This is a genomic window from Streptomyces scabiei 87.22 (genome assembly GCF_000091305.1).
In the GTDB taxonomy this organism is placed as follows: domain Bacteria; phylum Actinomycetota; class Actinomycetes; order Streptomycetales; family Streptomycetaceae; genus Streptomyces; species Streptomyces scabiei.
Window position 1 is genome coordinate 6,568,902 of the sequence record NC_013929.1, and the last position, 26,002, is coordinate 6,594,903.

23 protein-coding genes and 1 tRNA gene are annotated in these 26,002 nt (G+C 74.1%); 11 read left to right on the forward strand and 13 right to left on the reverse strand.

Going from position 1 to position 26,002, the window contains the following annotated elements; genetic code table 11:
* Positions 1-17 precede the first annotated feature (17 nt).
* Both SCAB_RS28175 and SCAB_RS28180 read right to left on the reverse strand, forming a co-directional pair.
* A complete protein-coding gene (locus SCAB_RS28175; RefSeq protein ID WP_013003490.1) occupies positions 18-1,277 on the reverse strand; it encodes an NAD(P)-binding domain-containing protein in 1,260 nt (419 codons plus the stop codon).
* Complete coding sequence (locus SCAB_RS28180; protein WP_041670983.1) at positions 1,277-2,566, reverse strand: carboxylate--amine ligase; 1,290 nt, start codon at positions 2,564-2,566, stop codon at positions 1,277-1,279. The genes SCAB_RS28175 and SCAB_RS28180 overlap by 1 nt, the downstream gene beginning before the upstream one ends.
* Positions 2,567-2,745: 179 nt before the next feature.
* Between SCAB_RS28180 and SCAB_RS28185 the strand changes: the two genes are divergently transcribed.
* On the forward strand, positions 2,746-4,158 hold the full coding sequence (locus SCAB_RS28185; RefSeq protein WP_013003492.1) for a glycoside hydrolase family 26 protein: 1,413 nt from the start codon (positions 2,746-2,748) through the stop codon (positions 4,156-4,158).
* Between the two features lie 22 nt (positions 4,159-4,180).
* Here the strand turns inward: SCAB_RS28185 and SCAB_RS28190 are convergent, their stop codons facing one another.
* From SCAB_RS28190 to SCAB_RS28230, 9 genes are read right to left on the reverse strand one after another with little or no spacing between them, the layout of a single operon-like run.
* The gene (locus SCAB_RS28190) at positions 4,181-5,365 is read right to left on the reverse strand and encodes a GNAT family N-acetyltransferase (protein ID WP_013003493.1); all 1,185 of its coding nucleotides are present in this window, start codon (positions 5,363-5,365) and stop codon (positions 4,181-4,183) included.
* On the reverse strand, positions 5,362-6,006 hold the full coding sequence (locus tag SCAB_RS28195) for a YveK family protein (protein WP_037729708.1): 645 nt from the start codon (positions 6,004-6,006) through the stop codon (positions 5,362-5,364). Before SCAB_RS28195 ends, SCAB_RS28190 begins: the two co-directional genes overlap by 4 nt.
* A 20-nt stretch (positions 6,007-6,026) precedes the next feature.
* On the reverse strand, positions 6,027-7,175 hold the full coding sequence (locus SCAB_RS28200; RefSeq protein WP_013003495.1) for a glycosyltransferase: 1,149 nt from the start codon (positions 7,173-7,175) through the stop codon (positions 6,027-6,029).
* Between the two features lie 6 nt (positions 7,176-7,181).
* A complete protein-coding gene (locus SCAB_RS28205; protein ID WP_013003496.1) occupies positions 7,182-7,874 on the reverse strand; it encodes a polysaccharide deacetylase family protein in 693 nt (230 codons plus the stop codon).
* A gap of 40 nt (positions 7,875-7,914) precedes the next feature.
* Positions 7,915-9,759, reverse strand: coding sequence for a murein biosynthesis integral membrane protein MurJ (murJ, locus tag SCAB_RS28210; RefSeq protein ID WP_231885140.1), 1,845 nt, complete (start codon positions 9,757-9,759; stop codon positions 7,915-7,917).
* The gene (locus tag SCAB_RS28215) at positions 9,756-11,111 is read right to left on the reverse strand and encodes an O-antigen ligase family protein (RefSeq protein ID WP_013003498.1); all 1,356 of its coding nucleotides are present in this window, start codon (positions 11,109-11,111) and stop codon (positions 9,756-9,758) included. The genes murJ and SCAB_RS28215 overlap by 4 nt, the downstream gene beginning before the upstream one ends.
* A gap of 11 nt (positions 11,112-11,122) precedes the next feature.
* The gene (locus tag SCAB_RS28220) at positions 11,123-12,577 is read right to left on the reverse strand and encodes an exopolysaccharide biosynthesis polyprenyl glycosylphosphotransferase (RefSeq protein WP_231885141.1); all 1,455 of its coding nucleotides are present in this window, start codon (positions 12,575-12,577) and stop codon (positions 11,123-11,125) included.
* Positions 12,574-13,746: a glycosyltransferase family 4 protein gene (locus SCAB_RS28225; protein WP_013003500.1), complete on the reverse strand. Its 1,173-nt coding sequence runs from the start codon at positions 13,744-13,746 to the stop codon at positions 12,574-12,576. The genes SCAB_RS28220 and SCAB_RS28225 overlap by 4 nt, the downstream gene beginning before the upstream one ends.
* 39 nt (positions 13,747-13,785) lie before the next feature.
* Positions 13,786-14,991, reverse strand: coding sequence for a hypothetical protein (locus tag SCAB_RS28230; RefSeq protein ID WP_013003501.1), 1,206 nt, complete (start codon positions 14,989-14,991; stop codon positions 13,786-13,788).
* A gap of 298 nt (positions 14,992-15,289) precedes the next feature.
* Here SCAB_RS28230 and chpG point away from each other — a divergent pair, with 298 nt between their 5' ends.
* From chpG to SCAB_RS28270, 8 genes are all read left to right on the forward strand, one after another.
* Positions 15,290-15,529 carry a chaplin ChpG gene (chpG, locus tag SCAB_RS28235; protein ID WP_013003502.1) on the forward strand — a complete coding sequence of 80 codons (240 nt, stop codon included), beginning with the start codon at positions 15,290-15,292 and terminating at the stop codon, positions 15,527-15,529.
* Between the two features lie 189 nt (positions 15,530-15,718).
* The gene (locus tag SCAB_RS28240; protein ID WP_013003503.1) at positions 15,719-16,612 is read left to right on the forward strand and encodes a hypothetical protein; all 894 of its coding nucleotides are present in this window, start codon (positions 15,719-15,721) and stop codon (positions 16,610-16,612) included.
* Positions 16,613-16,778: 166 nt separating this feature from the next.
* Positions 16,779-17,069 (forward strand): hypothetical protein, encoded by a 291-nt coding sequence (locus SCAB_RS28245; protein ID WP_037729601.1) that lies wholly within the window; start codon positions 16,779-16,781, stop codon positions 17,067-17,069.
* A gap of 205 nt (positions 17,070-17,274) precedes the next feature.
* On the forward strand, positions 17,275-17,772 hold the full coding sequence (locus SCAB_RS28250) for a DUF5949 family protein (RefSeq protein ID WP_013003505.1): 498 nt from the start codon (positions 17,275-17,277) through the stop codon (positions 17,770-17,772).
* Positions 17,772-18,377, forward strand: coding sequence for a vitamin K epoxide reductase family protein (locus SCAB_RS28255; RefSeq protein ID WP_041669741.1), 606 nt, complete (start codon positions 17,772-17,774; stop codon positions 18,375-18,377). The genes SCAB_RS28250 and SCAB_RS28255 overlap by 1 nt, the downstream gene beginning before the upstream one ends.
* Positions 18,378-18,610: 233 nt before the next feature.
* Positions 18,611-19,120 (forward strand): hypothetical protein, encoded by a 510-nt coding sequence (locus SCAB_RS28260; RefSeq protein WP_013003507.1) that lies wholly within the window; start codon positions 18,611-18,613, stop codon positions 19,118-19,120.
* A gap of 92 nt (positions 19,121-19,212) precedes the next feature.
* Complete coding sequence (locus tag SCAB_RS28265) at positions 19,213-19,671, forward strand: tyrosinase family oxidase copper chaperone (RefSeq protein ID WP_041669742.1); 459 nt, start codon at positions 19,213-19,215, stop codon at positions 19,669-19,671.
* Complete coding sequence (locus SCAB_RS28270) at positions 19,655-20,521, forward strand: tyrosinase family protein (RefSeq protein ID WP_013003509.1); 867 nt, start codon at positions 19,655-19,657, stop codon at positions 20,519-20,521. Before SCAB_RS28265 ends, SCAB_RS28270 begins: the two co-directional genes overlap by 17 nt.
* Positions 20,522-20,659: 138 nt before the next feature.
* Here SCAB_RS28270 and SCAB_RS28275 read toward each other — a convergent pair whose 3' ends face one another.
* Both SCAB_RS28275 and SCAB_RS28280 read right to left on the reverse strand, forming a co-directional pair.
* Entirely contained in the window at positions 20,660-20,947 is a 288-nt protein-coding gene (locus SCAB_RS28275) for a chaplin (RefSeq protein WP_173402914.1), read from the reverse strand.
* 687 nt (positions 20,948-21,634) lie between these two features.
* Positions 21,635-21,707, reverse strand: a tRNA-Arg gene (locus tag SCAB_RS28280).
* A gap of 271 nt (positions 21,708-21,978) precedes the next feature.
* On the opposite strand from SCAB_RS28280, the gene SCAB_RS28285 reads away from it, so the two are divergent.
* On the forward strand, positions 21,979-23,649 hold the full coding sequence (locus tag SCAB_RS28285) for a dynamin family protein (protein ID WP_046774198.1): 1,671 nt from the start codon (positions 21,979-21,981) through the stop codon (positions 23,647-23,649).
* Positions 23,646-25,739, forward strand: coding sequence for a YfjP family GTPase (locus SCAB_RS28290; RefSeq protein ID WP_086022890.1), 2,094 nt, complete (start codon positions 23,646-23,648; stop codon positions 25,737-25,739). Before SCAB_RS28285 ends, SCAB_RS28290 begins: the two co-directional genes overlap by 4 nt.
* Positions 25,740-26,002: the final 263 nt, after the last annotated feature.

Here is a 26,002-nt window from a genome sequence, read left to right on the forward strand (position 1 = left end):
CCCGGCACCCGCCCGTGTCACGACCCGGTGGTGGACGCCAGGTCCGCCCGCGCCCCCGGCACCGGGATCCGCCCGCCCGGCACACCCGAGCGCAGCCGCCGCCGTACCCCTCGGACCAGGGTCGGCGCCGTGAACGACGCGCCGTGCACGAAGCGCATCGCGGGGCCGAAACCGGCCGCGGTGGTGAGACCCGCGAGGAACAGGCCGGGCACCGAGGACTCGAAGTCCCGCCCGACCGAGGGGGAGCCGTCGGCGAGCGGCACCAGCTCGGCGCGGACGTCACCGGCCAGCAGGTCCAGCCGCTCGCAGGTGGCCCGGAACCCCGTGGCCGCGATGACGTGTTCGGTGTCCAGCGAGGTCAGCTCACCACCGCGGCCGACCGTCTCCAGACGGACGACTCCCCCCGTCTCGTACGCCACCGCGATCTCCTGGCCGAGCCGTACCTCGACGGCCGGTTCGACGCGGTCGCGGATCCACCAGGCGCCCGCGGGGCCGAGCGCCTCGGCCGCGGTCCGCACCCGTCTCGCCTCCGGCAGGCGGCGGTACCAGCCCGGACGCTCCGCGTAGAACCAGTTGCGCCAGCCGCAGCCCAGACCGCTGTGCGGGGAGCGGACGGAGGCCCACGGCCGGCGCTCCAGCGGGGGCGGTACATCGTTCCAGCGCAGCGCCCCGGCGCGGGCCAGCACACGCACGCGCGTGCCCTGTTCGGCCAGCAGGGCGGCCGTCTCCAGGGCCGCCTGGCCGCCGCCGAGCACCGTGACGTCCCTGCCCCGGAAGCGGGCGAGATCGCTGTGATGGCTGCTGTGGGAGACCCGCTCGGGCGACAACCCGCGCAGCACGGGCGGGACTTCGGTGAACGGGACGACACCGACGGCGAGGACGGCCGTGCGGGCGCGGACCGTCTCGCCGTCGTCCAGCACCGCCTCGAAACCGCCGCAGCCACGCCGCAGCAGCGTCACCATCCGCTCGTCGACGGGCGGAAGGGCGTTGCGGGCGAACCACAGGCCGTACGAGGCGAACGTGCCGACCGGGATCGGCCGGCCGTGGCGGGCCTCGAAGCCCTGCTCGGCGCAGTACGCGTCGAGCCGCCAACGCCCCTCGGGATCGGACAGGTTGGACGCCCAGGGCTCGGACTTCAGGAACATGCCGGGCGGCATGTGGTCGCGCCAGGACGCCATGGGACGGCCGAGGACGCGCAGGCTGAGCCCGGCGGCCGCGGCGTGGGACGCGATGGACAGGCCGTACGGGCCGGCGCCCACCACCAGCAGGTCGTACATCAGGGGCTGCTCGCTTTCTCGTTCTCGGCGCGGTTGTCGGCACTGCTCCGGGCGCGGTCCTCGCCGGGGGCGTGGTCGCGCTGGAGGGGGAGGGGCGTACGGGGCGCCAGCAGGCGGCCGAGGGCGCGGCGCGGCCACAGCGACCACAGCGCGAGGCCGGGGGCGCGGTCGTCCCGCGCGTACCAGGCCAGCTCGCGCGCGTCCGGGCGGGACGGGGGGAGCGGCAGGGGCGGCCGGCGCAGCGCGGTGAGCGGCGCGTAGTTCTCCACCACGAACGTCCGGCCCGGCACGGGCGACCCGTCCGCGACCGGGCGGCCGGTCAGGTCCAGATGCAGGGCGCGGACGACGTCCGTGCCGGCCGTGTCCGTGAAGAGGCGGAACTGGGCGCCGGGGCGGGGGTTGAAGTCGAGCAGGTGGTACGCGCCGGTGCGGTGGTCGAGGCGGAAGTCGAGGTCGAGGACGCCCCGGTAGCCGAGCGCGCCGGTCAGCCGCTCGGCGAGGGCCCGCACCTCGGGGTTCGGGGTCCAGCGGCCGACGGCGGTCAGGCCCGCGCCCCGCGGCCACGCGCTCAGCTTGCGGCCGGCGCCGCCGGCGCGCAGGACGCCCGCACGGTCGGCGTATCCGTGGAAGAACCAGTCGCGGTCGAGCCCCGGCGGCAGGAACGCCTGGAGGAGCAGCCGGCTGCCCGCCTGCGCCGAGCGCCGGTGCAGGGCCGCGGCCTCCCCGGCCGACCGCACCACCGTCGTGCTGCGCAGCCCCGCGTCGGCGGGCAGCAGCCACGGGCGGCTCCACTTCGCCACCACCGGCAGACCCAGCTCCCGGGCGGCGGCCGCCGCCTCCGCCGGGCTGCCGGGGACCACCGTGGCCGGGTGGGGGAGGTCCAGGCGCCCGCACAGCGCGGCCAGTTCCGCCTTGTCTGCCAGCTGCTCGGCGAGTCCGGCGGGCCCGGCCGGCAGCAGGTACCGGTCCGTCAGCTCCTCACGCAGCCGGCCGGTGGCCACGGCGCTCGCGTCGTCCAGGGCGACCAGCACGGCCGGCCGGCCGACCCGGCCCGCCACCCGGCGCAGTACGGCGGCGAACTCCTCGGGGCAGGCCCCGAGGCGGGGCGGGGCGTGCGTCGCGTGGAGGAACCGGGAGCGGCCCACGGGGCTTCCCGCGCAGTCGGCGACCAGGTGCACCTCCACGCCGGCACGCCCCAGGGAGCGGACGGCGCCCAGTGTTCCGTGGTGGAAGGGATTGCGGTCCGTTCGCAGCAGAACGGCCGGAACGCGGGTGTCGAAGGGCGACACGTTCATTTCGTCGGGGTCCTCGCACATTTCTTTGACGTCGGGTCACCCGTGCGGGCGATTCGGGCACCCGAAGGCCGGAGCCCCGGTTGGCGGAATCCGTATTCGTATGACTGATTGTCAGTAGGTGGAATTCGGCGGCGGAAAGCAGTGAAGTGAACAGAGCGGAGAGGGGAGCGGACATGGCTCCACAACAGCGGCGGCCCCGGCACAGGAGGCCCCGCGACAGACGGCTGGCGCTCGTCGCGGCCGGCGTGGTCGCGTCGTTCGCCCTCGCGTCGGTGCCGGTGTACGCCGTCGGCCCGGCGGGCCGGGTGACCGACCCACCGGCACCGGCCGTCCCGGCCACGCCCACGCCCACGCCCACGGCCCCGGCGGCACCCGCCGCCGTCACCTCGGCGCCCGTCGCCCAGACCCCGGTGGCCCAGACGCCCGCCCCCGCCGTCCCGACGGCACCGTCCGCACCCGGCTCCTCCGTGCGGCCGTCGGCCGGAACGCCCGTACCGGTCACGCCCTCGGGGACCCCGAAGGTCCCCGAGCAACTGCCGGCCATCGGCGCCTATCTGCACTACGGACCCCGCGGCGTCGCCCGGATCGCCGAGCTGAGCGACTGGCTCGGCGGCTCCGACCTGCGGGTGGCGCACACCTACCTGCCGGGCGACCGCTGGTCCAACATCGAGGGCCTGCCGGGCTTCCTGGACGCCTGGGCCGAGTGGCGGCGCGACGAGGACGACAGGATGTTCGTCCTCAACGTGCCCATGATGGAGCGCAACGAGGAGGGCGTCTCCGACGCCGAGGTCCGCGCGCTGCTGCGCCGCGCCGCCGCCGGGCAGTTCGACCACCACTACCGCCGGCTCGCGGAGCGGCTGGTCGAGCTGAAGATCCCGGACACGGTGATCGTGCTCGGCTGGGAGATGAACGGCATCACGTACACCCATCGCTGCGGGCCCGACCCGGAGAGCTGGAAGAAATACTGGAACAGGATCGTCACCACGATGCGCGCGGTGCCGGGCCAGAAATTCAAGTTCGACTGGACCCCGAACCGGGGCCGGGACGCCATTCCCTGGACCCAGTGTTATCCGGGGGACGACACGGTCGACATCATCGGCATGGACTCCTACGACCAGCCGCGCGGCATCACCTTCGACGAACAGGTGAAGGAGCCCTACGGTCTGCAGGCGCACGTCGATTTCGCGAAGGAGCACAAGAAGCCCATCTCCTATGCGGAATGGGGACTCTTCCGCAACGGCGACAACCCGGAGTACATGCGGCGCATGCTCGCCTGGATGGACGAGCACAAGCCGCTCTACAACACGCTCACGGACTACTGCCCGCACGGTGTCTGGCAGTGCGCGAGCAACCCGAAGGCGGCGCAGGTGTACCGGTCGATGCTCTTCGGCCGCGACACGGGAGCGACCGCGACACCGACCCCGACGCCCACGCCGACACCGAAGCCGTCCCCCACGCCGAAGCCGGCTCCCACCACGCCCGTCCGTCCGCCGAACTGTTCGCCGCTGGAGCTGGGCGACTGGGTGGAGTACTGGCTCGGCGGGAAGCTCTGCGTCCGCACCGACTGGTGGTCGCGCTACCGGTGATCCGGAGCCGGCGGCGGGCCGCTCAGGGCCCGCCGCCGGCACCGCGTTCCTTCCGCTCCGGCCGGTCTCCTCGCTCCCGGTTCTGCCCGGCGTCCCTGCGGGCCCGCCACCGGTGGAGGAGTTCCTTGCCGCGCAGCCGGGCCGCCGCGTCGCAGGCGACCGCGGACAGCAGGGGCGCGGTGCGGCGGCGGGCGAGCAGCAGCCGCTGGTTGACGACGGTGTCCGGGCGCCACCGCAGCTTGTACGGCTCGGCGCCCCGCAGCAGGCTCAGCACCTGGTGGACGCCCGAACCGACGTGCCCGGCACAGGCGTCGAGCAGCATGGTGGCCACGTCGGCCTTGCGTTCGCGCAGGCGCGGATGGGCGCCGTAGAGGTAGCCGCCCGCCAGCCGGCGCGACAGCAGGGTGACGTCGACGGCCAGGACGTCGCCGTCGAGCCGGAACTCGGTGACCACGGCGTCCCCCGAGCGCACCATCGGCGCGACCGCCCTGGTCAGGTGTTCGGAGAAGCGGGGCCGCATGTGCTCGGTGGTCACCTTGCGGTCCTGCCACTGCAGGCGGTGCAGGTCCAGCATGGTCCGCAGGGCCGCGTCCACCTCGTCGGCGCCCACCGCCCGCGGCTCGATGCCGAGGTCACCGAGCTTGCGGAGCTTGGCCCGCACCCGCTGCGCCCGGGAGCTGGGCAGCCGTTTCAGCAGCTCGTCCATGGGCCGCGCGGGCAGCTCCAGACAGACGGAGTCCGCCACCTTCCGGCGTGGTCCCGGCCAGCGGTCGTAGATCTGCTCCACGGCGGCGCCCGGCCGCACCTCGCGGAAGTCGATCAGCGCGGTCCGGGCGGCGGCGGACAGCCCCTCGGCGAGCGCCGTCGACGCCTCCTCGGCGTACTCGTCGTCGACGATCACGTCCGCGAAGTCCGAGATCGGGCAGCCGAGGGGGACGAGGGCGGGCAGCGGTCGCCGTACCAGCATCAGCGGGGCGACAGCGCGCAGCTCGGTGCCGTCGCGGACGACGATCAGCCGGAGCCTGCCGGGGGTGCCGTACGACAGCCACCAGGAGTGCAGCCAGGCGTGGTTCTGGAACGGAGTGGCCGTGCCGCACCGCCGGTACAAGCGGTCCCAGGGTCCGGCCAGCTCGCCGAACTTGCGCTCGTCGGTGCAGAGTTCGGCGTGCAGGGTGGTGCTCGCCCCCGCGTGCAGGGTGCTGGTCACAGCTGGCCGTGGGCGTCGGCGGAGTGGGCCGGGCCCGGCACGGAGGCCGTCGGCGGGGCGTCGGGGGTGCGCCGGGGCCGGATCAGCAGGGCGAGTCCGCCGAGCAGTCCGCCGGCCGCGGCGCCCACCAGACCGGTCACCGCCGGGGACGCCGAGGACGCCTCGGTCGGCCGGGTCGCGCGGGCGAACTGCTGCAGTTCGACGCGCGTGGACCTCTTGGTGTCGTTCGCGTGCCGGGTCAGCGCCCGGGAGACGGCGTTGGCCATGTCCGCGGCGAGGTCCGGCCGCGAGGAGGTGGCGGAGACGGCCACCATCGGCGCGTCCGGCGAGGTCGCCGTCCGCACGTCCTTGCGCAGCGTCTCGATCGGCACCCCCGCCCACACCTGGGCGTCCCCGAGCACCGCGACCTGCGTCGCCACCCGCCCGTACGCCTGCGCGAAGCCGAGGGCCGACTGCGTGTCCGACCCCTCGCCGGGGACCACGACGACATAGCTGGTGGCGGTGTAGACGGGTGCCTTCACCACGCCGTACGCGCCCCCGGCCACCCCGCCGAGCAGCGCGCCGGCCGCGAGCAGGGACCAGGGGGGCAGGGACCTGCCACGGGCACCGTGGGCCGGCCCGCGATGCGAGTTTTCGGGCATACGTTCGGACGTACGGTCGGTCATACGGAACTCACTCCCAGGGGCGGGGTCGGCGAGGGCGTGCGGGAGACGGCGGCCGCGTACACGTCCATGAGCTGGGCGGCGCTGCGGGTGATGCAGTAGTGCTGGGCGGCGGCGGGGACGGCCCGGGTGCGCTCGCCCTGTGCGCGCAGGTCCAGCAGGGCGCGTACGAAAGACTCCGCGCCCCCCTGGACGCGGCGGGCACCGGCGGTCGCGTCCGGCGGCAGGTCCTCGATCGCCGGGCAGGAGACGTAGAGCACGGGCAGCCCGGACGCCATCGCCTCCACCACCGCGAGACCGAAGGCCTCCTCGGCGCTGGGTGAGGCGAGCACGTCCATGGCGTTCATCAGGGAGGGCAGATCGGTGCCGGGGGCGCCCGCGGCCGGCCGCTCCCCGGTGAGGAGCACCCGGTCGGCGACCTGGGCCCGCTGGGCGGCCCGTCGCAGCACGCTCTCCTCGGGGCCGCCGCCGACGATCAGCAGCCAGTGGTCGTCGGGCAGCCGGCCGAGGGCCCGGACCAGCACGTCGAACCGCTTGCCGGCCGCGAGCCGCCCGACACCGCCGACGACGTACGCGCCCTCCGGCAGTCCGAGCCGCCGCCGGGTCAGTTCGCGCAGGTCCGGGTCGAAGCGGAAACCGGCGAGGTCGATGCCGTTGGGGACGATCTCGATCCGGGGGGCCGGCACGCCCCAGCGCTTCAGCCGGTCGGCGACGGTGGGCGAGACGGCGACCGTGGACCGGCCGAGGCGCTCACTGGCGAGATACAGGGCGCGCACCCCGGCGGAGAGCCGGCGCCCCTCCATCTGCGAGTCCCCCAGGGAGTGCTCGGTGGCGACGACCGCGCGGACCCCCGCCAGCCGCGCGGCGATCCGGCCGTAGACACAGGCGCGGTAGAGGTGGGTGTGGACGAGGTCGTAACCGCCCCCGCGGATCAGCCGCACCAGACGGGGGAGCGCGGCCAGGTCGCGGTTGCCGGCCATGCCCAGATGGGTGACACGGACCCCGTCGGCGGTGAGACCGTCGGCGACCGGGCCCGGATTGGTCAGCGTCACCACGTCGCAGTCGACCGGCAGATGGCGCAGCAGCAGCCGCAGTTGCTGCTCCGCGCCCCCGACACCGAGACCGGTGATGATGTGCAGCGCCTTCACGTCGGCTCAGACCCCCTCGACGGGACGCCGGCGGAGCCGGTGCAGCTTCCGCTTCAGCAGCAGCCGCAGGGCGGTGTCCTCCTCGCCGATGTGCACCCGGGGCAGCGCGTACGGGCCGTTCAGCGGACCCGGGTCGATGGCGCAGGCGTACGTGTACCCGGCGTCCCGCACGGCGTCGGCGGCGCGCCGGTCGAGGGTGCCGTAGGGGTAGCAGAAGCCCGGGACGGGAGTTCCGGTCAGCTCCGCGAGCAGTGCCCTGCTGTCGGCGGTCTCGGCGCGCAGGGTCTCCGCGTCCGCCGTCGTGAGGTCGACATGGGTCAGCCCGTGCGAGCCGACCTCGATGCCCTCCGTCCCGGCGGCCGTCCGGATGCCCTCCTCGTCCAGCAGCGGCTTGCGCGGGCCCAGCGGGTCCCAGGCGTTCTCGCCGCCGAGCCGCCCCGGCAGCACGAAGACGGTGGCCCCGAAGCCGTGGGCGCGCAGCAGCGGCAGCGCGGTGTCGACGAAGTCGACGTACCCGTCGTCGAAGGTCAGCCCCACCAGGTTCCGGCCCTCGCCCCGGGCGCGGGCGGCGAGCAGTTCGGACATGCCGACCCCGCGCAGGCCCCGCCGCCGCAGCCAGCCGAGCTGGGCGTCGAGGCGGTCGGGCGAGACGGTGATGCGGTACGGGTCGTCGGAGCAGTCACCCACCGAGTGGTACATCGCCACCCACAGAGGGGCGGCGGTGGTCTTCGGTCTGGGGTCAGCGGTTACGGACATACGGCAGCCTTCGTGTGACGGAACGGAGTGCGGGGGTGACGCCGGAGGCGCCCAGGGCCGAGGCCAGCAGGACGAAGACGAGGGCGACGACCGCGCCGCCGACGGCGAGACCGAGGACGGGGGAGTCGAACCGGTCGGCGCAGTACATCCCCACCACGCCGGCGGCCACGGCCGCCCGCACCGGCCGGGTCATCTCGCCGACCACCTGCCGGGTGCGGATCGGCACCGCCCGGCCGCGCATGCCGTGCAGCAGGATCAGCGCGGTGAGGGTGATGCCGAAGGCGTTGGCGGCGGCGATGCCGAGGACGCCCCAGGAACCGACGGTCGCCGCGCCGATCCACGAGGTGGCGACGATCCCCGCGGCCATCGCGGCCAGCGGGTACCAGGTGGGCCGGCCCGCCGAGAAGTACGAGCGGACCAGCGCGCTCACCAGGGCGTGCCCCAGCAGCCCGAGGGCGTACACCCGCATCACGGCCGCGGTGGCCGCGGTGTCCCGCGCGGTGAACGCGCCGCGCTGGAAGAGCAGTTCGATCAGCTGCGGTCCGCACGCGAAGATCGCGGCCGCGCCGAGCAGCACGATGCACGACACCAGCGCGAGATCCTTCTCCACCCGGCTGCGGGCCCGCTCGGTGTCGCCCTCCGCCATCGCCTGCGCCACCACCGGCAGGGTGACGGTGCACAGCATCAGCGAGAACGTCATCGGGATCTGGGCCACCTTCTGCGCGTAGTTGAGATGCGAGATGGCCCCGGCGGGCAGCGTCGAGCCGAGGAAGCGTTCGATGAGGACCTGGGACTGACGGCACAGCGCGAAGAGCAGGACGGTGGCGATGAGGGTCAGCTCGACGGGCCGGGCGGCCCTGTCGTCGGCGCCTCGGGCGTCGGTACCGTGGGCGTCGGCAGCCCGGTGCGTGGCTTCGCGGGCGGCCGCCTCTGCGCTCCCGGGGCCGCGCTCGGTGCGGCGCAGCTGCCGCAGCAGGGCGGGCAGCTGCGTGGCGATCATCAGCACCCCGCCCACCGCGACACCCAGGGCCGCCGCCCGCACTCCCCAGCGCCCGCCCAGCACGAACATCGCCGTGATGATCCCGACGTTGTACGCCACGTAGATCGCGGCGGGTGCCATGAACCGGCGGTGGGCCCGCAGGGCCGCGCTGCAGTAGCCCGCCAGGCCGAAGGTCAGCACACAGGTGCCGGTCAGCCGGGTGCAGTCCACGGCCAGCTGAGGGTTGGGCAGCCCGGGAGCGAGGGCCTCGACGAGGTAGGGCGCGCCGAGGATGAGCAGGACGGCCGACGCGGCGAAGGCCAGCGCCAGCCGGGGCAGCGTCGAGGCGACCAGGGCACGGACCGGGTCGGGGCCGGCCCCGCCCCGGGCCCGGCGTGCCACCGCCACGCTGAACGCGGGCACCAGCACGAACGCCATGCCGTCCTCGATCAGCAGCGTCGCCGCGAACTCGGGCACGGTCCACGCCACCAGGAACGCGTCCGTCTCGCTGCCGGCCCCGAACAGATAGGACAGCGACTGGTCCCGGCCGAGCCCCAGCAGCGCGGCGGCCGCCGTGAGCGCCGCCGTGACGAGCGTCGCCTTCGCGAGGAACCGCCCGGTGGGGGGCGCGACCTCCGAGGGTTCGGGGGCCCGCGCGCCCGGCACCGAGGGGCCGGACGCCGGCGGAACGGGGGCGGAGACGGGAGAGGAGGACGGCAGCGTGCCGCCGGCGTCGGCGCCGGAGACGGAAGCCGGCCCGGCCGGGTCCGACGCGTCCGCAGCCGAGGCGTCCGAAGCCGACCCGGCCGCCGACACGGGAGGCGTCTGCCCCTGAGGTGTTCCGGTCATCGAACCCCGGCCTCCTGAGGTGTGCGGGACGCGACCGCCCCGGCTGGGGCGGCACCCGTGGCGGTACGGTCCGCCAGCGCCCACCACGCCACGAGGCCGAAGCACACCGCCGTCAGCACGGTCGTCGGCCCGCCGATGTCCGCGTACACGAAGTCGATCAGTACCCAGGCGATCAGCCCGCAGGCGACGAGCCCGCAGTCGTACCCACCGGTGTCGTCAGTGCCGCCGGCGTCGCCGCTCCAGGTCTCGCGCCGGGCCCGCACCAGCCCCCGTACCCCGCACACCGCCAGCGCCAGCCAGCACCCCGCGAGCGCTGTCAGGCCGATCAGACCCTGTTCGCTCAGCACCAGCAGGTACATGTTGTGCGGGGAGAGGAGCTGCTGCTTCTGGTAGACGGTGCCGGCACCGGCGATGTCGCTGCCGGCGGACAGCGCCAGCGAGGCGTGTCCGTCGCGGTGTTCGGGGAAGCCCTTCAGCCCCACGCCGGCCAGCGGCTGCTCGCGCCACATGTCCTCGGCGGCGGCCCACATGGTGTACCGGTCGGTGACCGACTGGTCCGGCGCGTCGGCGACCTGGGTGATGCTGCTGATCCGGTCCTGGAGCATCGCGGACCCGATCCCGAGCCCGCCGACGAGGACCACACCCACGGCTGTGACGGCCGCGCAGACCACCACCGCCCGTCGCAGCCCGGCCAGCAGCACCTGCAGTCCGCACGCCGCCGCCGTGGCGATCCAGGCGCCCCGGCTGAACGACACCGCGAGCGGCAGCACCAGCAGCACCGAGCAGACCACCGCCCAGACCCGTTGCCGCGCGGTCGAGGGCGCCAGCGCCAGCCCGACCGCGCACACCAGCCCGAACGACACCACCGTGGCCATCCCCATGACGTCCCCGGCCCCGAAGGTCCCCACGGCCCGGATGTCCTCACCGGCGTAACTGGCGCCGGTCCCGGTGGCGAACTGGTGCACCCCGACGGCGCCCTGCCACAGCGCGAGCCCCACGAACGACCAGGCGACCACCCGGAAGTCGGCCCGCCCGCGGACGCTGACCAGCACCGACACCGGCACCAGCACGAAGATCTGCAGATACCGGCCGAACCCCTCGACACCGGCCCCGGGGTCGCCCGCCCCGGCCGCCGCCAGCGCGAGCCCGGCCACCGGCAGCCCGAGGACCACCGCGGCCGTACGGGTCAGCGGTCGCCGCCGGTCCCGCAGCAGCCGTACGGCGCACCACAGCACCAGCAGCCCCGAGACGGCGTCGGCCGGGGTCGCTCCGCCCTCGGCGCTCTGGGTGACGGGCAGCGCGAGCGCGGCGACCACGGCGACCACGGGCAGGACGGGCGCCGCAGCGCGCACAGACGTCAAGATCAGCTCCCCGTCGGGCGGACGAGCGCGGCGGCCGTGCGCACCAGGATGCAGAGGTCCTGCCACAGCGACCAGTTGTCGATGTAGGCGTTGTCGAAGCGGGCCCGGTCCTCGATGGAGGTGTCACCGCGCAGCCCGGTGACCTGGGCCAGACCGGTGATCCCGGTCCGCATCCGGTGCCGGGCCGCGTATCCGGGATAGGTCTGGCCGAACTTGGCCACGAAGTAGGGCCGTTCGGGGCGCGGGCCGACCAGGCTCATGTCGCCGCGCAGCACGTTCCACAGCTGCAGCAGCTCGTCCAGCGAGCTGCGCCGCAGGAAGCGGCAGAACCAGCCCATCTCCCCGTCGTTCGCCACACTCCACCGGGTCGCCGCCTCGTGCGCGTCGGCCGGGCGGTGGGTACGGAACTTCAGCAGCGTGAACGGCAGCCCGTCCCGGCCGATCCGCTCCTGCCGGAACACCACCCCGGGCCCGTCGCCCAGCCGCAGCGCCACCGCGCACACCAGCAGCAGCGGGCTTACCAGCAACAGCAGCGCTCCGGACACGACCACGTCCAGCAGGCGCTTGCCGAACGCCTCATGGGTGATCGTCAGCTCCAGCCGCCGGCAGGCGAACCCGGCGAGCAGCTCGGTCGAACCGTCCCGGTCGTACGAGGGGGTCTCGGGGTCGACCTCCCACAGCGCGCAGCCGTCGTCCTCCAGGGTGCGCAGCAGCGGGGCGCGTTCGGTGCGGGAGCCGACGACGAGCACGACCTGGACACCGTTCTGCACGGCTGCCCGCCGCACCTCCTCGGGGGTGGTGAGCACGGGCAGGCCCTCGGCCCCGGCCGCCTGGTCGGCGACCACGCCGACGGGCCGGATGCCGCACCCGGGGTGGCGCAGGAACGCGGCGGCCACGCGCTGCGCGGTCGCCGCCGGGCCCACCACCAGGGCCGCGCCGGGCCGTCTGACGAGGGCCCGGCGCCGGTGCCAGTGCACCGTGCCCCGGCCGAGGCAGGCCGCCGCCGAGTGCAGGGCGCAGCCGAGGGCCAGCTCGTGGGCGGCGAGCGCGTGGTCGGGGGAGTGTGCGGCGACCCCGGCGCCCAGCACGCACCAGCCGAGCACGATCCGTCCGCACACGGCGGGCAGTTCGTCGAGCACGGCGGGCACGGCAGGGGGCCGGTAGAGGCGCGCCCGGGCGTTGAGCACGGCCACGGCCAGGGCCAGGACGGCGACCATGAGCGGCCGCCCGGGCGTGGTGTCGTCGGTGAGGGCCAGCACCGCGAGCAGGGCCGCGCCGCCGTCCGCCGTCAGCAGCGGCAGTCCCGAGGGAGGCCGGGCGACGGGCCGCCGGCCGGCCGTGAGGACCGGGCCGCCGACGGTCTCGCGCGGCGGGACCACCGAGACGGGCGAGCCGCCGAACTCGCGTTGCTGTCCACCGGGGGCGTGGACGGTGCTTTCCGTACGTTCCGCAGTCACGTGTGGATGGACTCCCTGCACTCGGTGGCTTTACCGCGTCGGCCGTCCGCACCGCCGAGCAGTTCGCGGTACACGTCCGCGACGGCCTTGTTCGTGTGCCGCACGTCGTGCGTGGTCAGTACGTGATGGCGGCCCTGCCGGCCGAGCGACTCGCGCAGCGGCGGATCGAGCAGCAGGCGGGCCACGGCCCCGGCGAGTGCGGCGGGGTCCTCCACGGGCACCGGCTCCCGGCCGGGCGGCAGGCTCTCGCGGGCCCCGTCCACATCGGTGAGCACGACCGGCCGCCCGCACGCCATGGCCTCCAGCGGCGCCAGCGCCATGCCCTCCCACCGCGACGGCAGGACGACCAGATCGGCGGCCCGGTACCAGGGCGCCGCGTCCGCGACATCCCCGGCGAACAGCACGCCCTCGGGAGCCAGGGCCCGCAGCCGCTCGGCCTCCGGTCCGTCGCCGACCAGCACCAGACGCGCGGTCGGCACCCGCCGCAGCACCGCCTCCCAGGCCGCGAGGAGCACGTCCTGCCCCTTCTGCCGACACAGCCGCCCCACGCACACCACCAGCGGAGCGGCCGGAGCGACCCCGGTGAGCAGCGGGATCCCGGCGCGCACGATGTCCGCGGCGGCGGGGGAGAAGCGCCCGGCGTCGACCCCGTTGGGGATCACCGTCCACCGCGCCCGCACCCCGGCGCGGTCCCCGGTGACCCGTTCGGCCTCGCTGACGCACACCACCCGGGAGGCCCAGCGCGCGCCGGCCCGCTCCCATCCGCGTGCCAGGGCCGCCATGGCGCCGTCCACCGCCTCGAACGACCAGGCGTGCGGCTGGAACACGGTCGGGACGCGGCCCCGGACGGCGAGCCGGCCCGCCAGACCGGCCTTCGCGCTGTGCAGGTGCACCAGGCCGGGCCGCACGTCGTCGAGGATCCGCCGCAGCCGGCGCACCTCGGAGACGAGTGTCGGGCCCGGCGACCGGGTCGCCGCCCAGGGCCGTACCTCGGCGCCGAGCGCGCGCAGGGCCGGGGCGAGCGGGCCGTCGGGGCAGGCCACCGTGGTGGGCAGGCCGTCGGCGAGCCGGGCCCGCACCAGGTCCGTCACGACACGGGCCACGCCGCCGTCGACCGGCTGGGTGACGTGCAGGACCCGCGAAGGGGGGTCGGTTGGTGACAGTCGCATGCGGGTTCCTTGCTCAGAGGCGGCGCCGGGCGGCGCTCGTCACGGCTTGGCGTCGACGGCGACGAAGAGCGCCCCGACCCAAGCCGCGTCCCGCTGCGAAACGATCCGGAAGGCCAACTGGTCACCGCCGTGCCGGATTTCGTCGCCCAGTTCGAGCACATCCGAGTCGTATCCGAGGGTGTTCGAGTACGCCGGCGTACGCCCGGCGGCGAGCGCCGCGGGCTCGCTGATCGTGGAGTTCAGGACGTCGTCACGCGGATTGGCCGCGTCCCCGAGCGCGACCGCCGGGCCCCGGCCGGTCGAAACGGTGAGCGAATCGCCCCGGCTCCCCCGGTCCCCGTTGTAGGCGACGAGTCCCACGGTGCCGCGCGCGCGTTCGGGCAGGGGCATCGGGACCGGCCCGACGCGCTGCTCGCCGTCCCGGGCGAGGGCGTCGAAGCCGTCCCACATCGCCAGGTGCCGCAGCGGCTCCGCCGCGTTCTCGTAGGCCACCATCAGGGTCCAGCCGCCCCACGCGCCGGCCGCCGAACGGCCCATGGCCACATTGACCTGCGCCACCGTGTAGAGCCCCGAACCGCTGGACCGCACCAGCTCCGTCACGTCCGCCGAGGCCTGGAACGCGTCGGCGCCCCGCGCCACCCGGTGCCCCACCACCGTGTCCGCGAGCACCTCCTTGTACGCGCCGTCGGGCTCAGCGATCAGCACCCGCCCGTTGTCCTTCGGCGGCTTCTGCTCACCCACGCGCAGGTTCCCGCCCCAGTACAGCCGCGCGTACGACACCCGCGCGCCCGGCGGCAGACGGACCTCGCCCCGGCTGGAGTTGTAGGTGTTCGGGTCCCGGTCGACGTCGATGTAGAACATGTCGAAGTCGCCGTTGACGGCCGTACGTCCCCCGCGCGCGTCGGCGCACGAGGTCACCGCCGGAGGGGGCGCGAGCACCGGGTGCACGGCCGGCGCCGAGGCGGGCGCGGCCACGAGGGGGGCGGGCGCGACCGTGAGGGGGGAAGGCGCGGCCGTCGGAGGGACCGCGGCCGGCGTCGCGCGGCAGGTGATCGAGGAGTTGGCCGCGCGGACGATCCCGCCGTGCTGCAGCGCCCGGTACCGCTGTCCGAACGCCAGGCGCTCGGACTCGGGTGAGGGCGCGGGCGGCGCCGCCGTCGCGGGAGCGCCCGGCCCCCAGAGAACGGCGGCGGCACAGCAGCCCACCATGGCGCGGCGCAGCAGAGGACCCGGGTGAATTCGCATGACCGGCGGTGCCCTTTCGGGAGCTGGTTCGGGTGCTTGACGGGGAAATGCCGCGGACCGTCGAAGTGAGGAAAATGTGCGGATCTGATAAAGGCCGCGGTGTTGTGGGGATATGGGCAACTCTATCCCTCTATGCGTATTTATCTGCGGAGCGTGCCGCCTGTGTCGGATCGGTGGAGCGGGCGTTCTGCGAGATCACTCCTTTGGAGGCACAACCCCGGACGCATGCCACGCGTTGACTCACCGCCGGGCACCCCCGCCCGACTGTTTTTGCATCAACTCCAAGGAGCACCTCTCCATGTCGCGTATCGCGAAGGGCCTGGCCCTGACCTCCGTTGCTGCCGCGGCCGTGGCGGGCACCGCCGGCGTCGCCACCGCCGACAGCGAGGCGAAGGGCTTCGCCGCTCACTCCCCGGGCGTGCTGTCGGGCAACGTCGTGCAGGTTCCGGTCCACGTGCCGGTCAACGTGTGCGGTAACACCATCAACGTCATCGGTCTGCTGAACCCCGCGTTCGGCAACAAGTGCTTCAACGACTGACGTTCGAGGACTCGCGTCCCCGCACTGACGTCCCGCACTGACGTTCGCGCGTTGTACACGAACCGGCCGTTCTCCCTCCGGGAGGGCGGCCGGTTCGTGTTGCTCCGGATGGTGCCCCTCGGTTGCAGGCGGCGATCACTGATTTCACGGTGAGAGGACGATCTCCCGCACCGATGGAAAGGAACATCCATGCGTGTTCTGCCCGTACGGCGTCTCGCGGTCTCCGCGCTCGGCGCCGCGCTCCTCCTCGGCGTCACCGCCCCGGCCGTCCTGGCCGCCGACGTCGGGTCGGCGCCCGAGCGCGCCCGGTCGGCGGCCCCGGTTCCCGGCGCGGACGCGCTCCAGGCCCAGCTCAAGGGCCTCGGCGACCTCGGCGGAGTGCTGAAGCCGGTGACCGAACTGCTCGACGCCGTACTGAAGGCGGACGACGGCCGGCTCTCCGCCGACCGGGCGGCCGAGCTGGGCAAGGCCGTGCGGGATGCCATCGACAAGGCCAGGACGAGCGCCCCGGCGACCCCGCCGGCCGCCGTTTCTCCGGTCGTTCCTCCGGTCGTGCTGCCCGTCGCACCGCCGGTCGTCCCTCCGGTCGCCCCGCCGGTGGATCCGGCGACGCCCGCCGTCCCGCCCCCCGTTGACGCGCCGGCGGTCCCGTCGGCTCCGTCGCTCCCGTCGGTGCCCGCCGCCCCCGCCGCCCCCGTGGTGCCCGCCGCCCCGGCCGTCCCCCTGGTGCCTGCCGCCCCGCCGGCGGCGCAGTCGGCCGTCACCTTGCCGGCGTTCGACCGCGGGCCCGTGCGCCCGGTCGGCACGGTCGCGGCGGACCCGGTGTCCGACGCGCTGACCGCCCTGCAGACAGCGGTCGACGGCCTCCTCGAGGCGGCCACCTCCGGTGACCTCGCCCAGGTGCTGCCCGCCGCCAACGGCGTGGTCGCCGGTCTGGTCCAGTTCGTCGGGGCCACCCTCCTGGGCAGCGGTCTGCCCGCCCCGCTCGCCGTGCCGCCGGTGGTGCCCTCGGCGGAACTGCCGGTCACGCCCGCCACGGACACCCTGCCGGTGCGGCCGTCGGCCGCAATGCCCGGTCGCTGAGAGCGAGGCGGCACGGCTGGGCGAGCCGTCCGGGGCGGGTCCGGCGCCTGTTTCGTATGACCTGTTGTTCGGCGTCAGATATGACCTGTCCCGAACGGGGTTTCCGCCGGCGCGAGGGCTCGTTGGACACGGCGCAGTGCTTCCAGTATCCGAGGAGAGGAACACGATGAAGTCGCTGAAGGCCGCCGCTGTCGTCGCAGGGTCCCTGGCCATCGCCGGTGCCGCCGCGCCCGCTTTTGCCTACGACGCCACGGACGTCACGCCCACCAGCCTCAACGGCGCGGTGAACACGCTCTTCAAGGGGCCCATCGAGCCCGCTCCGCTGCAGCAGCAGTCGAACGCGCTCGACACGGAGAACAAGGACTCCGTGCTCCACACGGTGAGCGGCGCGACCAAGGCCCTCAACTCCCCGGGCGGCGCCACCAAGCTCCTCGGCGGCCTGCCCCTCCAGGGCTGACATTTCCCTGCACGGCCCACAGGGCCGGTTCCGCGAAGGCGCGGAACCGGCCCGACGCCTTTCCGGCCGACTTCCACGATCCTCGGACGGGTGAATTCCGCACTGTTCGAGGCGTGTCCCTCTTTCGTGTGGTCGGCCGTCCCTTGTCGCCCGGTCGGGTGAAAAGGCGGCCGAGTCGTTTGGCGGGCGTGGATAGGGTTCCGCGGTGACTTCAACTTCCGCTGAAATTCGCGCTTTCCGTCCCGCCGACCTCGGCACGCTCGTCGTCATGGCGTGGAGCGGTGAAGCCCCCGACGGAGACATGCCCTATCTGCTCGCCTACACCCTGGGCGACGGCCGCGGCGGCCCGGAGGGTTCCACGGCCGCCGTGGCGGACCTGCTGACCGGCCTCGGTCTCTCCATCGGCGAGAAGGTCGTCGACGGCACCGCCAACTCCAGCCTCCCGGTCACCCTGCTCGTCGAGGCCGGCCAGGCCGTCATCACCCTGCCGCAGCTCAACGCCCAGTGCCCGGCCCCGCCGGAGTGGCTCGCCGCCGTCGGCGCCCGCGGTTTCGCCTACCTGCTGTTCGCCACCCGCCCCTGGCCCGAGGCCCGGCCCGGCATGCCCGTCGCGCCCGAGGCCCTCGCCGCCTTCGCCGGCGACCCCGAGACCCTGACCAGCGCCGCGCACGTCCTCCTGCCGGCCCGCAGCCTGCGCGGCTGATGGCCGCCCCGGCAGGGCGGCCGGTGCGTACGGCCGGCGCCGGGCGCGCCTTCGCGATCCTGCTGCTGATCACCGGCGCGGCCGGACTGCTCGCGTCCTGGGTCATCACGATCGACAAGTTCAAGCTGCTGGAGGACCCGGACTTCACGCCGGGCTGCAGCCTCAACCCGGTGGTCTCCTGCGGCAACATCATGAAGAGCGACCAGGCCTCCGCCTTCGGGTTCCCCAACCCGATGCTCGGCCTGGTGGCCTACGGCATCGTCGTCTGCGTCGGCATGAGCCTGCTGGCCGGAGCGGTCTTCCCGCGCTGGTACTGGCTGACCTTCGGCGCGGGCACGCTGTTCGGGGTCGGCTTCGTGACCTGGCTGCAGTTCGAGTCGCTGTACCGGATCAACTCGCTCTGTCTGTGGTGCTGCCTGGCCTGGATCGCCACGATCGTCCTCTTCTGGTACCTGGCCTCGTTCAACGTCCGCAACGGCTTCCTGCCCGCGCCGGCCTGGCTGAGCGGCTTTCTCGTCGAGTTCACCTGGGTGCTCCCGGTGCTGCACCTCGGAGTGATCGGCATGCTGATCCTGACCCGTTGGTGGGATTTCTGGACGAGCTGACCATGCGATCGACGGGCCGGTGATGCAATAGGGAAATGAGCAGGTAAGCCTCTCGGACCATTGCGGCAGTCGGGCGAATCTTGAACTGAGGGAGATCTCCGGATCGTTCACCCGGTACGGGCGCCGAGCCCGCAGAAAAGCCGGCGCACCACCGATTCCGTATCCGTCGATCCGGCCGGTTCCCACGAGCGCCGATCCCGGATCCGCCCATTCCTGAAAGGGACCGTACCGAGATGAAGCCGACCACACGAGGAACCCTTGCCGCCGTCGTCACCGGTGTGGCGGCCGCGATGGGTGCCTCCGCCGCCCCCGCCGTCGCGGCCGAGACGGTCCCCGTCCCCCTGCCGCTCGAAGGCGTGGAGCACTCCCTGAACGTCAAGGCTCCCAGGCTGAGCGGGGAGCTGCCCCTGCTGATGCCGGGCGCTCCCCAGGGCGGCCCGACGTACGTCGAGGGGCGGCTGCTGCCCGCGAGCAGCCTGCCGCAGGTGCCGCTCGGCACCGCGCTGCCGGGGCTGAAGGCCGAAACCCCGCTGCCCCGGCTCGTCGGGGAGGGCTTCGAGCGGGTCGGCCTCGACGCTCCCGCCGCCGACCTGCGGACCCTGACCCCCGGGCTGAACGTGGACACCCCGCTGACCGCGCCCGACCCCCACGCGCTGGGCCTGCCCAGCCTGAAGGACCCCCAGGTGGCCGTGCTCGCCCCGCTGCTGCGGACGGCGCCGACCGCGAACCTCGGGCTCGTCTGAGCCCGCGGCGACACGACAGACGAGGCCCGGGGCCGTACCGGCCCGGGCCCGGCCGTCCGGGGGTCACCGCTACCGAACACGACGAGGAGAGAGTGTTGTTCGTCAGCAGAGTGACGGTGGACCCCGATGCCGGCCGGAGCAGAACGCGCCGCAACGCGCTGCGCGCCCTGGGCGCGTCGGCCGTCGCCCTGGCCGTGACCCCCGTGGTCGCCGCCGTGTGGCCGCGCCGGTCGGCCGGACCCGGAGAGGACGACTTCGACGAGACGTACCGGGGCCGCCGTATCCGCGGGGTCGAGGCCGACACGAGCCAGACGGCCTATCTGGGGGCCCGGACGCCCGGCCCCGGCGCCTGGGACGTGACCGTCGACGGGCGCCCGCTGCATCTCATGCGCCGCGCGGACGGCACGTACCTGAGCATGATCGACCACTACCGCTCGTACCCGACGGCCCTGGCGGCGACCCGCGCCGCCGTCGAGGAACTGGGGGCCACCCAGCGCCTGCGCGTGGCGGAGACGGCGGAGGGAGCGGTCGGCCATGGCCTACACCCGTAAGGACGTCAGCACGCTCACCCGCACGGAGCGCCGGCGGTTCGTGAACGCCCTGCTCAAGCTCAAACAGCGCGGCGAGTACGACGAGTTCGTGCGGATGCACATCGACCACTACGTCTCCGACGGCGACGGCGGTCTGCGGACGGCCCACATGGCGCCCTCCTTCCTGCCCTGGCACCGCCGGTTCGTGCTGGAGCTGGAGAAGGCGCTGCGCCGGATCGACGACTCGGTGACCGTGCCGTACTGGGACTGGACACGGGACCGTACGACGACGTCCGCGCCCTGGACCGCCGATCTGCTCGGCGGCAACGGGCGGCGCTCCGACCTGCGGGTGACGACCGGCCCGTTCGCCTACGGGACGGGCCGATGGACCATCACGGAGGGGCTCACGGACATCGAGTACCTCACCCGGGACTTCGGTTACCCGCGCAACCCGGTGGCCCTGCCCACCGCCCGTGACCTGGACGCCGCCCTCGCCGAGTCCGTCTACGACAAGTCCCCCTGGAACTCGGTCACCCGCGGAGGCTTCCGCAACCGGCTCGAAGGGTGGGGCCAGGGGACCGGGAACGGCTCGTGGCTGAACCACAACCGGGTGCACCGGTGGGTCGGCGGGCACATGGTCGGCGGGGCCTCCGTCAACGACCCCGTGTTCTGGCTGCACCACGCCTTCATCGACCTGCAGTGGACGCGCTGGCAGCAGCGCCACCGCGGCGCCCGCTACCTGCCGGCCAAGCCGCCGGGCAAAGGCGATGCCCAGCGGGGGCGGATCGTCGCGCGCGACGAGCGGATGCCGCCCTGGAACGTGACTCCGGGGGAGCTGGAGTCGATCGGGCACGTGTACCGGTACGGGTGACCGCCGCCCGTCGTCCACAGCGGTGGCCCGGGGGCGGGCGGTCCCGGAACGGCGCGAAGCCCCCGGCGGGTGTCCCACCGTCGGGGGCTTCGCGTCACTGCCGTGTCGCCGCTGTGGCGCGCAGGGCTGTCGGCCGTGTCAGTGGCCGTAGCCGGAGGGGCCGGGGTTGCCCTTGTGGCTGTCGTCGCTCTTGTTGACGCAGACGTTGCCGAAGGCGGGGTTCAGCAGGCCGACGACGTCGATCGAGTTCCCGCACAGGTTGACCGGAATGTTGACGGGGACCTGGACGATGTTGCCCGAGAGGACACCCGGCGAGCCGACGGCCTTGGCCTCGGCACCCGCGTCCGCCGAGGCCAGGCCGGCGCCGCTCAGCACGACGGCGGACGTGCCGAGGGTGATGACGGCTGCCTTCGCGATGCGAGACATCACGTTCTCCTTCTTGATCGGTGAGCACGACCCCCACTTCGTGGCCGCACGCCCCTTCAACGCGCCCGCGCACCGGGGGTCACGGCGTCGGCCGGGGGATCACCCGTTCCGAACGGGAGTGTGGGGCCGGCGATCACCGACGCCGGAATCCGGACAGAAAAAAGGGCCCTCCGCCGGGGGAGGGCGAGCGGCGCCTTCGGCCCGCGTTCGGCGGAAGGGCGGACCACGCGCCTCGACTGACGCCACACGCCCTGGGTACCCGCCCGCACATGCTCGCCCTGACTGCCTACCGCTCGTACCACGGCGCAACGACCGTATGGGCCTTCGCCGTTGCGATCCTCATCGTGCTCGTGGCCGGTTGGTACATCCGGCGCCGAAGGTAGTGCCGGTGCCGGTGCCGGTGCCGTCTGCCGCATGCGCACGGTGGTGTCGAGGGCGGCTGCCTGACCTGAAACGGTGCCCGGAGGCCGTCGGGGACCGTCCGGGGCCGGAAGCCGATGGAAGCGGAGGCTTCGCGGTGAGGATTTCGACACCTATTCGACGGGGCCACCCGCGAGAATCCGGTGACAGCCGGACAGCCCCGGAACCCTCCCTTGGTCGTCGGGGGAGTGTCCGGGGCTGTGTCGTGGCGGGCGATACCCGCTGTGACCAGTAAAAAAGCCCTCCCGGAGGGAGGGCGGAGACTTGCGCCCCCGGCAGGACTCGAACCTGCGGCCAAGCGCTTAGAAGGCGCCTGCTCTATCCACTGAGCTACGGGGGCCGGGTGTGGTGGCCTCTGTCTGGTGCCCGGGTGTGGGCGGATCCGTGACGTCGCCGGGGACAAGGATAGGGCTCCCGAGTCCTTGACCCTGTTGCTTCGCCTCCGTGGCTCAATGTGGAGGTTCGGTGAAGCGGTCCTGATAATCGCAGGCAGGTACGAATCGTGCACCTCTTTTCGCGGCTCGGACCCCGCATGTTGTGCACTCGTTATGCCTGCGCCCCTCTCGCCCCTTCCGTCCCTCTGTGTCCGCTCGGCGCGCAGGCGTACTTATATGCTTCAGAATGTTCCCAAAATTGGGCATTCTTCGCATGTGGTGACCTTGGACGTACGGCCCCAGCTGCTCGACGCGCTCTCCGCCCTGCGCGACCGTGTCGCCGCCGCGCGCTTCCCGCTGCCCCTGGCAGGGGCTCCGCGCGCGCGTGCCAACCGCGACGAACTGCTCGCGCAACTCGACGACTATCTGGTGCCCCGGTTGCGGCAACCCGAAGCGCCCTTGCTGGCCGTGATCGGGGGGTCGACCGGAGCCGGCAAGTCCACTCTCGTCAACTCCCTGGTGGGGCGGAAGGTCAGCGAGGCCGGAGTGCTGCGGCCGACGACCCGCACGCCCGTGCTGATCTGCCATCCCGAGGACCACCACTGGTTCAGTGGGATGCGGGTCCTGCCGCACCTCACCCGCGCCCGGCCGGTGCGGCGGGAGCCCGGTCAGGATCCGGACGACGGGTCGTTCCCGCCGGGCGGGGGCGGCGGCAAGGGGGGTGAGCGCGTCCTGCGCGTCGAGACCGCCGACAGCCTTCCGCCCGGTCTCGCCCTGCTCGACGCCCCCGACGTCGACTCCCTGGACGCCGACAACCGCGTACTCGCCGCCGAACTGATCTGCGCCGCCGACATCTGGGTGATGGTCACCACGGCCTCCCGTTACGCCGACGCCGTGCCCTGGCATCTGCTGCGGTCCGCGAAGGAGCACCGGGCGACCCTGGTCACCGTGCTGGACCGGGTGCCCCACCAGGTGGTGTCCGAGGTCTCCCGGCAGTACGGGGCGCTGCTGACCAAGGCCGGGCTCGGCGACGTGCCCCGGTTCACCGTGCCCGAGCTGCCCGAGTCCGCCTGGGGCGGAGGGCTGCTGCCGGGCACCGCCGTCGCTCCGCTGCGGGCCTGGCTCGTCCAGCAGGCGACCGACCCGGCGGCCCGGCACGAGACCGCGGCCCGCACGGCGTACGGGGTCCTCGACTCGCTGAGGTCCCGGATGCCCGAACTGGCGAGCGCGGCGGCCCAGCAGTACTCCACGGCCCTGCGCCTCACCGCCGCCGTCGACACGGCGTACGACAGCGAGTACGCGCGCGTGAAGGGGCGGCTGCAGGCGGGGGCGGTGCTCGCGGGGGACGCCCTCAAACGGTGGCGCAGCTATCCGCTGGACTGCACGGCGGGTGAACTGCTCGACGCCCTCGTCGAAAGCCTCGGCACCCTGCTGCTCTGCGCCGTCACCGCCGCCGACGAGCGGATCGGCGAGACCTGGCGCCGCGAACCGGCCGCCGTGGCGGCCGGACTGACGGAACGTGACACCGCGCGCGAGAGCGTCGAGGACCGGATCGGGATCACCGTACGACGCTGGCGGCGCGTGCTGGAGGAGTACGCCGAGGAAGAGGTGCGCGACCTCGACCGGAGCGTCGCGCCGGACGTGGAGGCGGTGGCCGCGCTGGGCGCCACGGCCCTCCTGGGCGGACGGCGGGCACGGTCCGCGGGCGAGGGGCTCGCCGAACGGATCGGGGCGCACGGCGCGCTGCGGCTGCGCGACCGGGGCGGACGGTTGCTCACCGAGTACCTGGAGCGGGCCCTGGACACCGAGCGCGAACGCCGTCTCGCCCCGCTCGACGCACTCGACGTGCACCCCGAACCGCAGGCCGAACTCATCGCCGCCCTGTCCGTACTGCAGAAGGAGAGGTGACCGCCGTGACCGCCGTCACTGACCACACGGATCAGACCGGAGACGACGTGCCCGAGAAGGGTGACGACAGGACGGGTGAGAGGACCTTCGAGAGGCCGGGCGGGAGCCAGGGCGACAGGGGGCTGTCGGAGAGGGCTCCGGGCGCGCGGTGCGAGGAGAGGCGCGCGGCGGCGCCGGACCGGGCCGCCGACGCACCGGCCGGGCCGGGCCGCGAGCAGCGTGCCCGGGGCGGGAGCGATGCCCACGCGCGCGTGCCCGACCGTTCCGGCGGTGGCGCGTCCGGTCGTCCGGCGAGTGCTTCGGCCAGTGCTTCGGCCAGTGGCTCGGAGGGGGGTTCGGTGGGGGGTTCGTCCGGTGACCCGTCCGGTGATCCGTCCGCGCGGGCCGAGTCCGGAGATCCGTGGGACGACGGGCTCATCGCGCGGCGGGTCACGGAGGCGGGGGCCACCGAGCGGGCCCCGGGCACGGAGAACAGGGCCCCGGTCGCCCAGCCGGCCCCGCTCGCGTACGACGGACGCCTGAGGTCGCGGCTCGACGCGCTGCGGGAGCTGGTGGGGGCGTCCCGCACACGACTGGACAGCACGACCCTGGCGGAGGCCGGACGGGTGCTGGACGAGGCCGCGGCGCGACGCAGGCTCTCGGGGCAGCACACGGTCGTCGCCATCGCGGGCGCCACCGGAAGCGGCAAGTCCATGCTGTTCAACTCCCTCGCGGGAGTGACGATCTCGGAGACGGGCGTACGCCGGCCCACCACGGCCGCGCCCATCGCGTGCAGCTGGAGCGACGGAGCCGCGAGTCTCATCGACCGGCTGGGCATTCCGGGGAGGCTGCGGCGGCGGCCGCTGCAGAGCCCGGAGGCGGAGGCCCAGCTGCGGGGGCTCGTCCTGGTGGACCTGCCCGACCACGACTCGGCTGCGGTGCAGCACCGGGAGCAGGTGGACCGGATCCTGGCGCTCGTGGACGCCGTCATCTGGGTCGTAGACCCGGAGAAGTACGCGGACGCCGTCCTCCACGAGCGCTATCTGCGGCCCCTGGCCGGTCACGCGGAGGTCATGTTCGTCGTCCTCAACCAGGTGGACCGGCTGCCCGGGGAGGCGGCCCACCAGGTGCTGGACGATCTGCGGCGCCTGCTCGACGAGGACGGGATCGCGCTGGGGGAGCACGGCGAACCGGGTGCCACCGTGCTCGCACTGTCCGCGCTCACCGGTGACGGGGTGGGGGAACTGCGCGACACGCTGAGCCAGTTCGTGGCCGAGCGGGGCGCCCCCGCCCGCCGGGTGCGCGCCGATCTGGACGCGGCGGCCGCGCGGCTGTGGCCCGTGTACGCCAACCAGCGGCGCGCGGGGCTCAGCGAGCCGGCCCGGGACGAGTTCGCCGCGCGGCTCGCGGACGCCGTCGGCGCCACCGCCGCGGGCGAGGCCGCCGAACGCCTCTGGCTGCGCCATGCCAACCGCGCGTGCGGTACCCCCTGGCTACGGCTGTGGCGGTGGTACCGGGGCCGTGCCGAACCTCCCACCGGGCGGCTCGCCCTGGCCGCGCCCGTGGACGAGGAGTCCACCGCGCGCCAACGCGTCGAACACGCGGTGCGCACGCTGTCGGAGCGCGCCGCCACGGGACTGCCCGCGCCCTGGGCCCAGGCGGTGCGCGAGGCGGCCGTACGCGGGGCTCAGGGGCTGCCGGAGGCGCTGGACGAGCTCGCCGTGCGGGTCGGGGCGCCCACGGGGCGGCCGCCGCGGCCGGGCTGGTGGCCCGCGGCGGTGCTCGCGCAGGCGTCGATGACCCTGCTCCAGGTCGTCGGCGGTCTGTGGCTGCTGGGGCAGATCATCGGCTTCATGACACCGAATCTCGGGGTGCCGGTGCTGCTGATGGTGATCGGCATCGTCGGCGGCCCGGCCGTCGAGTGGGGCTGCCGCATGGCCGCGCGCGGTCCGGCACGGCGGTACGGCCACGAGGCGGAACGGCGGCTGCGGGAGGCCGCCGCCGGATGCGGCCGGGCCCGGGTGCTGGATCCGGTGGCCGCCGAACTGCTGCGGTACCGGGAGGTGCGGGAGCAGTACGGGCGGGTGCTGGGGACGGCGCCGGTGGGGTGAGGGGCGGTCTTCACGGGGTGGCGCCGGTGGGGTGTGAGGCGGTCTCCATGAGGGTGGCGCCGGTGGGGTGTGAGGCGGTCTCCATGAGGGTGGCGCCGGTGGGGTGAGAGGTGGCCTTCTCAGGGGTGCCTCACCCCGTCGGGTGACGGAGTTGTCCACAACCGGTGGGTAGTGCACAGGGCTCGGCGGGCTCGTCCCGGCGGCGGCAGTCTGAACACGCGGCGAGCATGGCATCGCCGCACGACAGACGCAGCAGCCGTACG

Coding starts and splice junctions, on each gene's coding strand:
- SCAB_RS28175 (WP_013003490.1), bottom strand. CDS start 1,277: ATGTACGACCTGCTGGTGGTGGGCGCCGGCCCGTACGGCCTGTCCATC.
- SCAB_RS28185 (WP_013003492.1), top strand. CDS start 2,746: ATGGCTCCACAACAGCGGCGGCCCCGGCACAGGAGGCCCCGCGACAGA.
- SCAB_RS28195 (WP_037729708.1), bottom strand. CDS start 6,006: ATGCCCGAAAACTCGCATCGCGGGCCGGCCCACGGTGCCCGTGGCAGG.
- SCAB_RS28205 (WP_013003496.1), bottom strand. CDS start 7,874: ATGTACCACTCGGTGGGTGACTGCTCCGACGACCCGTACCGCATCACC.
- murJ (WP_231885140.1), bottom strand. CDS start 9,759: ATGACCGGAACACCTCAGGGGCAGACGCCTCCCGTGTCGGCGGCCGGG.
- SCAB_RS28225 (WP_013003500.1), bottom strand. CDS start 13,746: ATGCGACTGTCACCAACCGACCCCCCTTCGCGGGTCCTGCACGTCACC.
- SCAB_RS28230 (WP_013003501.1), bottom strand. CDS start 14,991: ATGCGAATTCACCCGGGTCCTCTGCTGCGCCGCGCCATGGTGGGCTGC.
- chpG (WP_013003502.1), top strand. CDS start 15,290: ATGTCGCGTATCGCGAAGGGCCTGGCCCTGACCTCCGTTGCTGCCGCG.
- SCAB_RS28240 (WP_013003503.1), top strand. CDS start 15,719: ATGCGTGTTCTGCCCGTACGGCGTCTCGCGGTCTCCGCGCTCGGCGCC.
- SCAB_RS28245 (WP_037729601.1), top strand. CDS start 16,779: ATGAAGTCGCTGAAGGCCGCCGCTGTCGTCGCAGGGTCCCTGGCCATC.
- SCAB_RS28255 (WP_041669741.1), top strand. CDS start 17,772: ATGGCCGCCCCGGCAGGGCGGCCGGTGCGTACGGCCGGCGCCGGGCGC.
- SCAB_RS28260 (WP_013003507.1), top strand. CDS start 18,611: ATGAAGCCGACCACACGAGGAACCCTTGCCGCCGTCGTCACCGGTGTG.
- SCAB_RS28270 (WP_013003509.1), top strand. CDS start 19,655: ATGGCCTACACCCGTAAGGACGTCAGCACGCTCACCCGCACGGAGCGC.
- SCAB_RS28275 (WP_173402914.1), bottom strand. CDS start 20,947: ATGTCTCGCATCGCGAAGGCAGCCGTCATCACCCTCGGCACGTCCGCC.
- SCAB_RS28285 (WP_046774198.1), top strand. CDS start 21,979: ATGCTTCAGAATGTTCCCAAAATTGGGCATTCTTCGCATGTGGTGACC.